At 50.6% G+C, this 14,092-nt stretch carries 16 protein-coding genes; 9 read left to right on the top strand and 7 right to left on the bottom strand.

What is annotated here, in order from left to right; all coding sequences use genetic code 11:
- Positions 1–17 precede the first annotated feature (17 nt).
- Complete coding sequence (locus tag K3T82_RS26480; RefSeq protein ID WP_220196575.1) at positions 18–620, bottom strand: chorismate--pyruvate lyase family protein; 603 nt, start codon at positions 618–620, stop codon at positions 18–20.
- Between the two features lie 1,210 nt (positions 621–1,830).
- Between K3T82_RS26480 and K3T82_RS26485 the strand changes: the two genes are divergently transcribed.
- Together K3T82_RS26485 and K3T82_RS26490 are read left to right on the top strand one after the other, a co-directional pair.
- Entirely contained in the window at positions 1,831–2,133 is a 303-nt protein-coding gene (locus tag K3T82_RS26485) for a hypothetical protein (RefSeq protein ID WP_220196576.1), read from the top strand.
- A gap of 131 nt (positions 2,134–2,264) precedes the next feature.
- Complete coding sequence (locus K3T82_RS26490; RefSeq protein WP_220196577.1) at positions 2,265–2,492, top strand: hypothetical protein; 228 nt, start codon at positions 2,265–2,267, stop codon at positions 2,490–2,492.
- Between the two features lie 306 nt (positions 2,493–2,798).
- Here K3T82_RS26490 and K3T82_RS26495 read toward each other — a convergent pair whose 3' ends face one another.
- Positions 2,799–3,302 carry a hypothetical protein gene (locus K3T82_RS26495; protein ID WP_220196578.1) on the bottom strand — a complete coding sequence of 168 codons (504 nt, stop codon included), beginning with the start codon at positions 3,300–3,302 and terminating at the stop codon, positions 2,799–2,801.
- Positions 3,303–3,340: 38 nt separating this feature from the next.
- On the opposite strand from K3T82_RS26495, the gene K3T82_RS26500 reads away from it, so the two are divergent.
- The 4 genes from K3T82_RS26500 to K3T82_RS26515 all read left to right on the top strand — a co-directional run bounded on the left by K3T82_RS26500 (position 3,341) and on the right by K3T82_RS26515 (position 7,515).
- Complete coding sequence (locus K3T82_RS26500; protein ID WP_236031586.1) at positions 3,341–3,484, top strand: hypothetical protein; 144 nt, start codon at positions 3,341–3,343, stop codon at positions 3,482–3,484.
- Between the two features lie 826 nt (positions 3,485–4,310).
- Complete coding sequence (locus K3T82_RS26505; protein WP_220196579.1) at positions 4,311–5,633, top strand: IS4 family transposase; 1,323 nt, start codon at positions 4,311–4,313, stop codon at positions 5,631–5,633.
- A gap of 816 nt (positions 5,634–6,449) precedes the next feature.
- Positions 6,450–6,986: a DUF6036 family nucleotidyltransferase gene (locus tag K3T82_RS26510; protein ID WP_220196580.1), complete on the top strand. Its 537-nt coding sequence runs from the start codon at positions 6,450–6,452 to the stop codon at positions 6,984–6,986.
- A gap of 76 nt (positions 6,987–7,062) precedes the next feature.
- On the top strand, positions 7,063–7,515 hold the full coding sequence (locus K3T82_RS26515; RefSeq protein ID WP_220196581.1) for a hypothetical protein: 453 nt from the start codon (positions 7,063–7,065) through the stop codon (positions 7,513–7,515).
- A gap of 878 nt (positions 7,516–8,393) precedes the next feature.
- Here the strand turns inward: K3T82_RS26515 and K3T82_RS26520 are convergent.
- Complete coding sequence (locus K3T82_RS26520) at positions 8,394–8,612, bottom strand: hypothetical protein (RefSeq protein WP_220196582.1); 219 nt, start codon at positions 8,610–8,612, stop codon at positions 8,394–8,396.
- Positions 8,613–8,888: 276 nt separating this feature from the next.
- Here K3T82_RS26520 and K3T82_RS26525 point away from each other — a divergent pair, with 276 nt between their 5' ends.
- On the top strand, positions 8,889–9,812 hold the full coding sequence (locus tag K3T82_RS26525) for a transposase family protein (RefSeq protein ID WP_220196583.1): 924 nt from the start codon (positions 8,889–8,891) through the stop codon (positions 9,810–9,812).
- Between the two features lie 31 nt (positions 9,813–9,843).
- The gene (locus K3T82_RS26530) at positions 9,844–10,212 is read left to right on the top strand and encodes a hypothetical protein (RefSeq protein WP_220196584.1); all 369 of its coding nucleotides are present in this window, start codon (positions 9,844–9,846) and stop codon (positions 10,210–10,212) included.
- 153 nt (positions 10,213–10,365) lie between these two features.
- Here K3T82_RS26530 and K3T82_RS26535 read toward each other — a convergent pair whose 3' ends face one another.
- Genes K3T82_RS26535 through K3T82_RS26545 form a run of 3 tightly spaced genes read right to left on the bottom strand, consistent with a single transcriptional unit; the run spans position 10,366 to position 11,351 of the window.
- Positions 10,366–10,653, bottom strand: coding sequence for a hypothetical protein (locus K3T82_RS26535; protein ID WP_220196585.1), 288 nt, complete (start codon positions 10,651–10,653; stop codon positions 10,366–10,368).
- Between the two features lie 13 nt (positions 10,654–10,666).
- Positions 10,667–11,080: a hypothetical protein gene (locus tag K3T82_RS26540; RefSeq protein ID WP_220196586.1), complete on the bottom strand. Its 414-nt coding sequence runs from the start codon at positions 11,078–11,080 to the stop codon at positions 10,667–10,669.
- 10 nt (positions 11,081–11,090) lie between these two features.
- Positions 11,091–11,351 carry a hypothetical protein gene (locus K3T82_RS26545; RefSeq protein WP_220196587.1) on the bottom strand — a complete coding sequence of 87 codons (261 nt, stop codon included), beginning with the start codon at positions 11,349–11,351 and terminating at the stop codon, positions 11,091–11,093.
- 618 nt (positions 11,352–11,969) lie between these two features.
- Here K3T82_RS26545 and K3T82_RS26550 point away from each other — a divergent pair.
- Positions 11,970–13,610 (top strand): IS1634 family transposase, encoded by a 1,641-nt coding sequence (locus K3T82_RS26550; RefSeq protein WP_220193725.1) that lies wholly within the window; start codon positions 11,970–11,972, stop codon positions 13,608–13,610.
- 52 nt (positions 13,611–13,662) lie between these two features.
- On the opposite strand, the gene K3T82_RS26555 is transcribed toward K3T82_RS26550, so the two are convergent.
- Positions 13,663–14,085, bottom strand: a complete 423-nt coding sequence (locus K3T82_RS26555; protein WP_220196588.1) for a G1 family glutamic endopeptidase — start codon at positions 14,083–14,085, stop codon at positions 13,663–13,665.
- Positions 14,086–14,092 lie beyond the last annotated feature (7 nt).

The following is a 14,092-nucleotide window of genomic DNA, read 5'->3' on the forward strand; positions in this document are numbered from 1 at the left end:
AATCCTCCTCACAAACACTAATGATCCAATCCGGCGCCACCAATCGCATGGCTTGTAGCGGCATCTTGCCGATCATACGCATAGATCCAAGGCACTACCTCCGTGATACGCATAGCTGCACCTTGTGAGTGCTGATTAACATACAGAAGTAAAGTCCTAAAGGCAACCTCCGCACTGAGGTCAATCTCAAAATGCTCTGCGACCTTCCCATCTGCGAGATCCCCAAGGCATGCTTTCCCGTATGCGATGACCTCCCGAAAGGTTGGCAGACGAAGCTCCTGAAGAATTCGGCCTATTGGTTCTTCCCCTTGAAGGAGCCTGGCGTAGGCGGGAGCGGGAAGAGCGCTTGGTACAATCAGTGCTTCAGCATACAAATACGGGATGGAGTTCCCTCTCCCTTGAAGCAAGACTTTACGCTCAAGGATAGACTCCTGCTGATTCAATAGGAGTTCTGGTACGGCGACTTCAAGCTGACGAATTTGCTGAGATAGCAAATGTATCTGAAGAGGGCCTCCAGCATGAGCTTCGAGAAGTGGTGTCATAAAGATGCCCGAGAGCAGGGTGGGGTGTTCGAATGCCAGGTAAATAAGGTTCTGAGTTGTTATCTTTAGATCTATCACTGCCTTTCCTTCCATTGCTTCAATTTATGAGTTTATCCTAGATCCTCCAGAATGTTAAAAGCATATGGCAGTGCAGATCTCGCGACAAAGAGCCGTTTCCCACTTCCTACATATAGCTGCCACTACTGCTTCCAAGTTTTGGAAAAGCAGGTGCGAGATCATGCGTTTGGCCAAAGCGAAGTATCGTGAGAGCCAAGATAGCGAGGAACATATGTTCCAGTAGACGGCTGAGGCAATGGTGTTTCCTAGCCCCTCTGTATTTCCGATGCTTGATCGCTGGTGGCGCGTTGGGGCAACTATATCGGCAGGCAACTATCTTTGCACAAACGATGGTTTCGATTTGTTAGGATTTCTCTTTAAGCCGATAAAGTACCATCGAGAGTACTCTATCATGTTGCAACCACAAAGTCGAGATAAAAAGGACTTTCTTCTTGTATACTGCTTCAGTGGCTGCATTATCCTAGTTATGGCCTAACTGGCTCTATTGCAAACAAATGACCCCATCTGATAGCATAGAGCCTCGGCTGTGTCTGCACACCACATGCTCTTGTTCGTTCCACCAAGCAAAGGGGGGATATATCTCTCTTACCGAAGCCCTCGACATCCTCAATCTCGCCCTCACCGCCTCCCTCGTCCCTCCTCACACCATCCTGCACTCCCATCTCCGTGAGGCACACACCCTCCTCGTTCACCACCCTCTGAGCGAGGCGCAGAGACCTCGCCCCAGTTCCTGCCAGTGATACACACACACCTGGCGAAGCAGCCGCAGTTCTCGCACCGCCTATCCTCTTACGTACCAGACCCACAACGTTTCATATTTTTTCTCACACGCAGGTGACAACGCTCCTGTCTCACCGCCAGCCAGAGCGTCCTATCACCTGGGCAGAACCGAGCACGAGGCATTGCAGGATGACCACCCCAACCACCTGGCACCACACCGGCAAGACCAGGCATTCCTCGGGCGTTTCGTGTGCGTTTTGAAACGCACACGAAGCGCCTGCCCTCCAGTTCCACTCCCCCTGCCCTCTCCTACCTCCTTTCCATCCACCTTCTCCAATCCTCAACCAGAGCAGGGGCCAACAGCCTTTCCAACGATAAACAATAACGACTATAGGACATGGAGGGCGCTCACAGCACAAAACGTAGACACATTGATGACAACATGATAGAATATACGCAGCTTTCTAGAGAAGAAGGGGAATGTGTGGAAATGAGAATCAGCGAATCGGTCCTGCTCCCGCTGCCTGAACATGTCCACGCCATACGGGAGGTGGCAATGCTCTTCACCGAACAATTTGAGGCCATCGCGACCATCGCGATCCGGGGACAGGTCCTCTTAGAAGATACCACCACGCGCCTTTTCCCGGACTGGGTCACCGTGAGCCATCTTGACGACATCCTGGACCTGCTTGGGCTGGGCGATGGCACAGAGATACCAGAGGATCCACGCCTGCTCTGGGTGCACCCCCTCCAGGGCGAATTGCGCCTCCAAGAAATGCTCGAAGAACACTAGCAAGCGCACCTGGTTCATGCCTCGCTCACATCAGCACACAGAAGAAGAGAGAGCTGAAGCGGACAAGTGGGTCGTTCTAGAGGATTAAGAGGGCGACAGACGACACCAAACGAGATGTCTCAGGAGTGCACATGACTCGTGGTGAAGCATTACAACGTGCCCATGCCATCGCGCAAGCACAAGGATGGCCTGATCTGCTCTGGCAGGAACCATTCTCCTGCTGGCCCAGGCATCGCTTTCTGTTCTTTGGACCGATCACCCAATGGGTCGTCGTATCCCGTGCAGGCAGAGCGGTGCCTCGCATCGTCCTTGATGATCGCTCCGGCCAGGTCATCAGCACCTGGGTGGCTCCACGCTAGGTGCTGGGGTCAACCGTTATCCGAAACTGACCCAAAGAGGGACAAGCCCTATCTGGCGTTCGGTTCCTGCTTCAACGAACAACGTGCCTGGATAGACCAGGTCTTACAGGATCTCCACAGGCATACATTCCGGTGTCACTCACCGTACAAGGAGGAATTCTAGCAGAAACGAGATACGAATGCAAGAGCAACAGATGTCAACAGAAAGAACTATGTGTCTACTCTTCAAGAAACTTGTTTTAACCCTTCATAGCACACATGGGCGCGCTGTCGACGACAAGTATATTATTAGGTACTTTACACCAGTCAAAATTCTTTCCGCACTTTTTCCTTCACCATTCTTTGTAACAAGCGGATATGGCTGTCCCGAGCGTCAAATTGCTTGGAAATCCGATCAAGTAGCGTGCATTGTTCCCTGCCCTCAGGCATATTGAGAGGCAGAAGATATATATCGTCTGAAAGCGTTTCGAAATCAGGGAAGCGTGTCTCTTCAGGTATCCTGTCCTCAACGCTTGTCAACAGAGCCTTCAGCACTCGGACATAATAACGCCGAGACTCGAAATCTGCTATTTCTGCTCCCTCAAATACCGCAGGAAGTGTGTCTCTAAACTGTTCTAGGTTTCCTCGCAAATGTTTTCCGAGAACATCCAATACTGCTTCCAACACCTCGATGTAATGATCTCGCTGTGCCAGTGCCTCTACGATTTTTCGATAGCGGAGAACCTGATCTGAACCGAGAAAGGAGAATGACGGAAGAATGCCCGCTTGCTTTCGCATTTCATGAAATTTGTCCTCCTCTTGAAAATTCATGTTGTCTCCTCATTGTTCCCTACTCTAAAGGATTGCCCATGATCCGGTCAAGCAGCTGGCGAGATCGAGCCGGAGCTCACTGCCAACAGGTTCATCAAGATATCGTCGAAACGGCCCAATTGGATCTGCAACATGTGCAAGCCGATGAGATTCGCGTCAAAGCCTGCAAGATAGTAGCGTGAATGGGTTGCCTCTGGCTGGCTGGGACCATCTCACTCACGCGAGATCGAGCGCTCGCTGATTGACTTCGCCGGCGCGCTCCCTCAAGCAGATTCTCCCAGGCCCCTCCCACTTCTGCCGGTGACACACACACGCCTAGCGAAGCAGCCGTAGCTCACGCACTGCCCAGCCTCTTACCCTCCACGCCCACCACGTTTCACAACATGTTCCCACTACCACACCAGTCTCACACGCAGCAACGCGACGACTCCAGACTCACATCAAGCGCCAATTCACACAAGAGACTCTCAGTGCGCCCATAGTACTTCGTGTGCACCTCCCTCCACCCTGGTTCTCGCCATCGGTAATAGACATATGGTCCATGCCCACACCTTCATTCTCACGACCGAACCGCTACGAAGGTACTGGGATGCGAAATCTTGCACGACATTGTTGTTTCAATCCTCTACTCCCTCTCAAGGGAACCGCTACTTCATGCAGAAGCGCATCATGATACGCTTCTTGGGTTTCAATCCTCCGCTCCCTCCTATGCCAACCGCTACAAGGCTGGTGTTTGGTTTGCTTGCAAGCTTTGCACTACAGTGGCACTTGAGAAAAGAACCAAATTCCCCCGAATTTTCCCCTGATTAACGTGAGTTCTGGATACGTGCGTCGATGGAGCGCACGTATCCAGAACTCACGTTACTTACACAACCTGATAAAAAGAGCCGTCTCCAGAACTGGGCTCCATAGGCGTCAAGTTAAGAGAAGAGATCTCAACCTGACAGGTAAAAGCTCCTGTGTCATGATAGAAGTAGGCAAACTGCTATCAGAAACAGGAGCTTTTCTATGAAAAGTAGAGCACCCTTGTGCCAGGCCTTAGAGGAATTGATCTATAAAGATGCGCCTCGTTTGGCTCAAGAACAAGGATTGATTGTCCGTCATCGTTGCTTTTCTGCGAGCACCTTGCTGCTTTTACTCGTCTTTGGCTGGCTGAAACATCCATTAGCTGGTCCCAGTCAACTGGCCCGCTTTGCGCACTCGGTGGGGGTGAGAGTGAGTAAACAAGCAATCTTTGAACGCTTGACAAAGAACACAGCGCATTGGCTCTTGAGCGTGTTACAGCAAGCAGTTCACACGCTCCTTCTAACGTCTTCTTTATCTGTTGGGCTCCTAGCTCGTTTCCCTGCAGTTCTCCTCGAAGATACTACCTGTATTGAATTGCCATCGGCTCTCGCCTGGCTCTGGAAAGGAAGCGGAGGGAATGCATCTCCATCGGCTGTCAAACTCGGCGTGCGCTGGGATCTGCGCAGTGGCAGGTTGGACGGGCCAGCACTCCATCAGGGACGTGATCATGATAGCCGAACGAGCACCCACACACTGCCTTGCGGGCAAGGCAGTGTGTGGGTGGCAGATGCTGCCTATTACTCCCTCAAGCAGTTGCGTCAGATGGACCAACAAGGGGTCGTTTTTGTCATTCGCCCACGAGGCAATTTGGCCGTGAGTACACCCGAGGGGCAACGCTTGGATTTGGCATCTCACTTGTCCGCTTTGACCGACACAGTCATTGATCTTTCGGTCCGTTTAGGCTCCATTCGCTCCCTCTGGCTCAATGCGCGGATTATTGCCTTACCTGTCTCTGATGAGGTAGCTCAGAAACGCCGTGAGCATCTGCTGGACAAGGCCAACAAGCAAGGGCATGTGCCCTCCTCACATGCTCTTGCCCTTGCTCGCTGGACCTTGATTGTTACCAATGCGCCTGTGGAACGCCTCTCAGCAGAAGAAGCACTCCTGCTGTTTCGGGCGCGTTGGCAGGTGGAATTGCTCTTCAAGCTCTGGAAGAGTCATGGGCATGTGGATGAATGGAGCAGCCAGCTTCCCGACCATATTCTTTGTGAGTTCTATGCTAAGCTGATCGCTATGCTCGTGGAACATTGGGTTCTCCTTGAGAGTTGTTGGGATGATCCTCACCGTAATTGGATGCTCTGTGCTGATCTCTTTCGAGATCAACTCTCGCTCTTGGTTCTCGGCATTCGTGGATATATCCCTCTTTCTCAAGCCCTTGCATGTATCCGTGAAGCGTTGTTGGGAAGCGCTTCCATCCCCGCTCGAAGTACGCGCCCCAGTACCTCCCATCAACTTCTTGATGGGGTTTACTGGGGCTTAACTTGACGCCTATGCCGTCTCCAGAACTGGGCTCGACATATTTGAACACGACCCCATCAGGATTTTGCACACGCATTTCCCAACCTGTTGCCGCATAATGAGGTTCTTCGAGAAAGACGATTCCCTGCTGCTGGCTCAGGAAATCGTACCACTCTTTAACTGAATCAACCAGGACGTTCACGTGCGTGCCTCTGATGGCAGCCAGAGCTTGTTCTGGGCCAGCAAAGAGGAGCAACGGTCCCACCTGTACTGCCTCCAAACCAACTTCAGGAAAAGTGACACGCATGCTGCTTTTCACCTGAAACTGTGTTTCATAAAACTTCACGCTGGTGGCAAGTTGTTCCCTGCGAATATAAAGCCTGGTAAGGGTCTGTAAAATCTTCATCTGTCTTAGGGCCTTTTCTAGTTGAGTTTTGAAGCTGACATAGAAGCCTCTTGATTAGAGCATCTGAATGCTGGAGAAACAATATTGGTAATGGCCGATTTATCCAGAACTCACGTCGATTAGCAAAAAATTCGTGCTATTCGCGTGTCGATGTGACATGCTAGAAGTATTTCCAGTTATTATTCGAGCTGTCTCATAGATCAGGAGAAAGGCATGAAGCAACGTCAGTGTACCATATTAGAGTAAGGCAAAATCACTCAAAGGTGCTACTATGCCCGATGGATATCAAAGCACCCATAAGCGAGAGACAGAAAAAGCCGCTCAAGAGTGAGATATGTAACGAACTGCCCTACACTGTGATAGGATACATACTACTTAATTCGTGTGTTCTACTACTCTTCTCTCAAAAGATACATCTATGAAAGGGAACCACTTTTATGCAAAGTAACGAGATTGATATATACTTACAAGCGCTGGATGAAGCCTTAAGCACCCGTTCCGCCATTAAGAAACCAGCACGACTTGTGGTCGTGGGTGGCGTCTACATGATGCTGTTTCTGAAAAATCGTACCTCAACCAAAGATGTTGATGTCATCCCGCTCTCATTTCCCGATACCATGAATCCCAGCGACGAGACAAAAGCCTTCCGTGCTGCTATTTGGGCTGTCGCAAGACGCTTTCATCTCAAACAAGACTGGATGAACGATATTGTCGCTTCGTTCTCCCCTGAGACGGGACCTCTCTCCCTCTGGCGTGCGTATCCCAACCTTGAAATTTATATTCCGCAGGTTAACTATATCCTCGCTCTCAAACTCCTGGCTGGAAGAGATCGCGATGAAGATGATATTCTCGCCCTCTGCGAGCACATTGGCATTAAGACACGTGAACAAGCGCAAACATTGGTTGATCGCTATGCATCTAAGGAGTGGCAAATGGAATGTAACCTGACGTCCACGCTTGATGCACTCTTCTAAAACTAGTCAGCTATTGGTCACAAACATGGTATAATAGACAAGAAGCACTCTGTTCCAGCCAAGAGGAATACACGTTATGTGGAACGATCTACACACTATACGCACAACCTATCGTTTGATCCTTGAAGGAGAACGCCCCTGGACGGCCCTCGGCGATTTTCTCAATTACTGGTATGCCTATGCCGTTAACCAGCGAGCAGCGCTTATCCATGATCCCATTGAAGAACCACACGAGGCGTCTCTCGAACAGCACCAGTGGGCTGCGTTTTGTGCAGCGACAGTAGAATACCTATGTCAACGCCATGAACTGCCTTGCCCTTTATGGGTCACGAATACGACCTATCACCTTTCGCACCCATGGTTTACTGGTCTGGGAGCACAAAGGCTGGCAGTACAAGAGCGTTTACGGCAGCAATCGCCAGAACCATTTGCTCGACGCAACATCTATTGCAACCCACATGCCTTCTCCACGAAATATGAGATTGCCAGCCAGGCACGTCCCTCGCAACAGATTTCTCTCGTTGGTTAGTAAATACGATTCTTGCTAGCAGAAGGCATACTTAACAGAGATCGCTCTTGAGGATGCATCTCTTCGTGTTCCTTTCAAGAGATGGAGAGGAACGTACATGGCCGTTGATCACCTCAACCAGTCACCCTTGCATCTACTTGGTGTTTCAACTATTAACTGCCTTATTAGACCACAGCACCGTTCTTATCTGCTACAGTGGTGATCCCAAATTATCGCTCCTGAGAAGCCATTGCTTCTTGGGGATCCTGGCCCATTGCCCACCAGATAACTAGATTCAATTCTCATTAGCCTTCACTGTCTACACGCTATACCCTAAATAGGCTAGTTATACCGTATCTTACCTATACGAACTGAAAGTTTGTTGTGCGCGTCTAAGAAGCAATGCAGTTTGGCATCAATCCGATTATTTTCTTCCTTTCGCGAGAGGCTTGTCGGACCCTTACATCTAAAATCAAATAATTTGTGTCTATGAGTCAAGTGAGCCGCAAATCAATACGTTCACCCAATGCAAATGCACTAAAAGGCACAATATGGAGAATCAGCTTCCTAAGCTGTAGATTGATAGAGACAGGAATTTCCTGATTCGCACTTATCTGAAGCAGACGCTTTGCTCGGAATTCCCTCATATGCTCGGTGAACGTAGCCGAAAGCATAAACACTGAGCGTAGTTCCGTTAGGACGCAATTCAAATTTTTGCATTGATATCCGAAGCCCAAAAGGTGTGGAATGTGCTTATGCCTTGTTTGATAAGGCGGTGTCTTTTTTGAGGTCGCGGAGCAGTTGGTTGAAGGCTTGTTGATAGGCTCAGCATCACGTGAGCATGAATAAAGACGCCCGGCGCTGAGCCGGGCTTATTTCTTCTCTTCAGTTTACCTCCCTCAGTCCTCTGGCACCGTTTTATGCATCCCATGAAGCGCTGTGTGACCTGCCGCTGCCTCTGGATCACGTGTGCGAAATTCACATCCAGGCGCATTACACTTGTACCAGCCACTGTTGAGAGCGTTGAAGATAGCCCATAGCAACAGGACGACAAGCAGCACAGGGATAGCAAGGGTCGCAAAGCCATTGGGGTTGTTGAGTATGCTGATGATATCCATCTTTTCTCTCCTCATACCTTGGATGATATGCCAAAGCATTTAGAAGAGTATTGTAGTATGTTTTCGCACAAAATACCACAAGCGAGCAAGAGTAAGCCCGGTAGAGCACGACACCTCGTCATATGATACTGGGTCATCCGCTTTTTTGATGAAAAATACTGGTTTCTTGCTTGATCAGTAGGGATCTTCATGAGTTTTTTATGTCATCGGAAACATCTTTCTGCTACACTCAGAACATGAGCGATCTGCGTGGACATGATGGAAGGAGTTCTTCCGATGGCATCTCCAACAAACCCAGCGTTGTTACCTGATGCAAAGTGTTTGCATCTGATCTGCTTGCAAGCCTCTCCTCAGCTCATTACAGCCGTTGTGGCAACAGCCCCTCCACAGGCGCAATGCCCAGTGTGTCAGTACTCTTCAGAGAAAGTGCATTCCCGTTACACGCACCTGGGAGCCGATTTGCCGTGGATGGGATGGGCAGTGCGGTTAGAACTGCATACCCGCCGCTTTTTTTGCCAGAATCACGAGTGCCCACGCCAGATTTTCACCGAGCGGCTTCCCACCGTCGTTGCGCCCTATGCGCGACGCACAATGCGACTCACCGATGTCTTCACCTTGGTTAGCTTTGCTCTTGGCGGAGAAGCCGGGAGACGCCTGGTGGCAGGCATGGGTCTCTCCAGCAGCTCTGACACGCTCCTTCGGCTGATCCAACGCGCCCCTGAGACTGCTCATGCCACTCCTCGCATCCTTGGAGTCGATGATTGGAGCTTCCGCCGGGGGCGAAAGTTCGGTACGATCCTCATCGATCTGGAAAAGCGTCTTCCCATTGAACTGCTGCCTGACCGTGAGGCATCTACCCTGGCGAAATGGTTACAAGAACATCCAGGGTTGCCAATCTATTTGGGATGGCTGCCTAAACTGATCAAAGTGAGCCACTCTTCGTACCCAGTTTTTTCCCTTTATCATTCTTGCAACACAACCCCCCTTACACACCTGGCTCACAACATTTCACAGTGTTTCTCACACGCAGGTGACAACACGCCTTATCACTGCCAGGCAGAGCATCCCATCATCTGGGCCAACCCGAGACAACCTCTCTTCTCATTTCCGCACAGTGATACACATGACCCTCTTCATGACACATTAGCACCTTTTTGGCTCAGGAGAGGAAGCTTGTTGGACCAGGAGTATACAGATTGATGGCAATACGTTAGAATACACACATCTATCTATGAAAAAACCTGAGCACATCCAAACCATACGCGAGGCCGCAGCCCGCTTTACAGAACAAGATGAGGTCATCGCGACTATAGAGATCCGTGGGCAGGTCCTCCTGGAGGATACCACCACTCGCCTCTTCCCAGACTGGGTCACCGTGAGTCAGCTTGATGATAGTCTGAACCTGCTCGCATTGGGCGACGGGACGGAACTGCCAGAGGATGCACGCCTGCTCTGGGTTCAACCCCTCCAAGGCGAACTTCGTCTCCAAGAAATGCTAGAAGAACACGAAGAGACGCCACCAGGCCTTCAACACTCACATCAGCACACACGGGTGCGCCTGGCGACGAGCACATGCATCCCTCGCAGGCGCGCTCCTTGACACAGATCACCTCCAGGACGCGCCTGCTCCTGCCAGTGACACACACGCGCCTGGCGAAGCAGTCGATGGTCCTCCCACGCGTCGCCTTTTACGCACCTGGCTCACAACGTTTCAAAAAATTTTCCCTCCACCACACAGGTCTCACCAAACCCATCAACGTGACGGCTCCAGACCCGCGTCAAGCGCCAACTCACACAATAATGCGTCATAGCGCCCAGAGTATTTCGTCTGCACCTTCCTCGACCCTGGCAGCCGCCACCGATAATACACATATGGACCATGCCCACGCACGCTTCGCACCTTGATCCACCCTTCCTCGCGCAGGCCCATCCCTCGCCGCCACCGCCTCAGTTGACGATGCACGTTGCGCACCGTCTCGGGGTCACACTCCCCCTCGATTTGCACACACACCTTCAGCACATCCACCACCGTCTCCGGCAAAGACTTCTTCGGGTCATTGCGGGAGACGGAAACCACGAAAAAAACGTATCGATCTCCAATCCTGCTGCCCAAGAATGCTCACCCGATGCTCTTGTAATTCTGCGGCAAAGTGCATGTGGATCTGGGAAAGAACGTCTTCAGCAGAAGAGGGAAAAGCACTTTGGCGGATATTTATTGGGGTCAGATAGAGTGCATTGTGATGCACGATGCGTTTATGTTGCCGAAGCAAGAAGGATTGGAGAGGACCAGGAGCATTCTTTTGCATTGAGCGAGCAAATATCGCTTCGTCGTTGTAGACATCAAAACCAATGACTGGAACATCATCAGGGGCCAGATACGGAAAAATTGCTCGTATTTCGTACCAGTAAAGAAACATAGGAGTACAGATCGCTGGCAGGTAGCCTCTGTACAACAACGGTCCAGGCAAGTAGATTCCCTCATGCGTGATGTGCAGCACTGGTGGCGGCGTCAGCCATGGTCGCATGAACCAATACGCAAAAAAGCAATACCCCCACCATAGGTAACAACAAGATGTAACTGATGAGAAGAGATTGAAAACTTGTTCCTATTGGCTTCCACCTGAAAAGGATGTAATAGGCAGAAGAGAGAACTGGAAGGAGAAGAAAAAGCCATCTATTGTTGGACAGATAAGGATGACGTTTCAGAGGAATACGCATCTGCGCTTCCGTTTTCTGCATGAGATTCCTTCTCGATGATCATCGATCATGGGAGATCGATACTATCATTCAACAACAGCAAGACAATAGAAAAAAGGCTCCTACCTCAAGCATACTATCGTATATGTATCCAACGATTGATCAGTGGACATCAAGCTGGCAACAATAAAACCACATGATATAGGGGAAGCCTACAAATGTAGCAGTTAATTTCTTTCACCATCTGCGCTCGTATTGCATATTTCACTTGCTCAAAAATAGGTTCGTATCCAAATACAGAAGCAAGCTCTCAGTGTTCGGGATATGACAGGCAAACATACCGAAGCGCCTTTGCCAATTAAAGGTACTCTCATTTGAACACTGGCACAGGCTAAAAACAAGAGATACACAAGAAATGGGCGAGTCACCCCAAGCCGATCACGACTTTGTGTTCGTGTTCAACTATTAAATTGTGGAGAGCAGCATTTTCTCGTACATGACAAAAAACATCTGTCTCAGATGCTTACTGTTTTTAGCATGCGAGTATTTGACAACATTAAACCCACATTTGATACTCTTGACCCACATTCCGCAGGGTAATTGACAGGAAAACTGAAATTGGATAAGGTAATCTCAGAACGCGCAAGGAGTAGAAAAAGCATGCAACGAGCTGAGGATTACCAGAACGAACGTTTGGACCATTTGGGCATTGTGGCGGGCGTGTGCCAGGAATTGGGCTTGGCGCAGTGGTTGGATGCCTTGGAACCCAACCAACAGCGCGCAGTGAGTTACGGGACCTCCACTGTCGCCATGATTCTCAATGGATTGGGCTTTGCCAATCGTCAGCTCTATCTGGTGCCACAATTCTTCGAAAATAAACCGGTCGCGCACCTCTTGGGAGCCGGCATCAGCGCGGACATGCTCAATGATGATTGCCTGGGACGTACCCTTGATTGGCTCTATGAGCACGATGTGACCACGGTGTTCGCTGGCATTGCCCATCAGGCCCGGCAACGTTTTGGGATAACAGCCCAGCACGTGCATGTGGATACGACCTCGTTTTCGGTGAATGGAGCCTATGAAACCGAGCAGGAACATGAGCACGTCATTGCAGTCACCTATGGCTACTCGCGCGATCATCGCGAAGATCTCAAACAGTGGATGCTGGCTCTGGCGACCACCCATCAAGGGGATATTCCGCTCTTTTTGCAGCCGCTTTCGGGCAACCGCAGCGATAAAGAGAGCCTGATCAAGGTGATTGCCGACCTGCATGCCCAATTGCAAGAGACAGAACCCGAGGAAAACCCGCTCTACGTGGCCGATAGTGGCCTCTACAGTGCAGAGAACATGCGCCAGCTCAATCAAACTGGGGTACGGTGGGTCAGTCGCGTCCCCGAAACGAGCAAAGAAGCCAAAGCCGCCGTGATGCAAGACGAGGAGGCGTGGCAACCCAGTGCCGATGGAATTCGTCACCTGGTCGTGCAGCACATGGATCTGCCTCAGGGGCCTGAGCGGTGGATCATCGTTCGCAGTGATGCTGGGATCAAGCGAGCGTTGCAGACGGCGCGCAAGCAGGCCGACAAGCAACTGGAAATGTGGAGCAAGAAGGTGTGGCATGTGAGCACGAAGGCATTTGCCTGCCGAGAGGATGCGCAACAGGCCTGGGAACAAAGTCTCAAAGGGCTGCCGCAGTGGCTGGATGCCTCGATGGAACTGAAGAGCCAGGCGGTTTTTGAAGGACGAGGCCGTCCTGCACGCAATGCGCAGCCAAGCGGGGTGCGTTGGAGTGTCACGCCCCAGGTTCTCCTCAACGAAAGCAAACTGTTGGCCTTCGCCCAGCGCAAAGCCTGCTTTGTCATTGCCAGCAATGTGGTGGATGAAGCCGAGATATCCAACGATGCGTTGATCAACCTGTATCTGGAACAGGGAAGCGTCGAACGGGGCTTCCGGTTCCTGAAAGATCCCTTGTTCCTGGCGTCCTCGGTTTTTGTGAAAAAGCCAGAACGCATCGTGGCCCTGAGCTTGATCATGGTGCTTGCCTTGTTGGTGTACCGTCTGGCGGAACATCGCTTGCGTGAGCAATTAGAGGCAACTGGGCAAACTATCCCCAATCAAGTCAACAAGCCCACGGCTCGACCGACGATGCGCTGGGTCTTCCAATGCTTTGAAGGCGTTGAATTGTTGCACATCCGCACCGCAGCCACCACGCAATCGCTTGTCCTCCGCTTGCAACCATTGCATCATCAGATCCTTTCTTTATTGGGGCCTGCCTCTCAACAATTCTATTTTTTTTCAGATTAAAACTGCGGAATGTGGGTCTTGATAAATTCTTCCCATTTCAATCATAACAGTTTCAAGCGTGTCGAACCGAGAATGAATCGGGAAGCGTAATCCGACTCGGAGAAGCAAGCACCTCTTCATTTTGTGCCATAGAGATTTGCAACATCTTTAACGCCCCAATGGAATACCACCCATCGAAATAATGCACTTGAGCATTCGTAAATTGGACCGGTGAGAAGCGTTGCAGTGGAAAGAGTGGAGCATCCATTTCAATGGAATGGATATATGGGTCCTCAACGATGAAGTCAGCATAGACTTGACTCGATGGATATGTGATTTTGGTGGTATACATGGTTCCTTGGGTCACATCTTGCAACGAGAGAACCCACTGCTTATGACTTCCAGGCTCAAGCTCCATAACCGCAGCAATTCTATCACCTGGAGCAACGGTCATTGATGTCGTCTGGCTTAATTCTGGAAGCGTTTCATACCACACTTCGTCA

The organism is Ktedonospora formicarum (assembly GCF_016587355.1).
Taxonomy (GTDB): domain Bacteria; phylum Chloroflexota; class Ktedonobacteria; order Ktedonobacterales; family Ktedonobacteraceae; genus Ktedonobacter; species Ktedonobacter formicarum.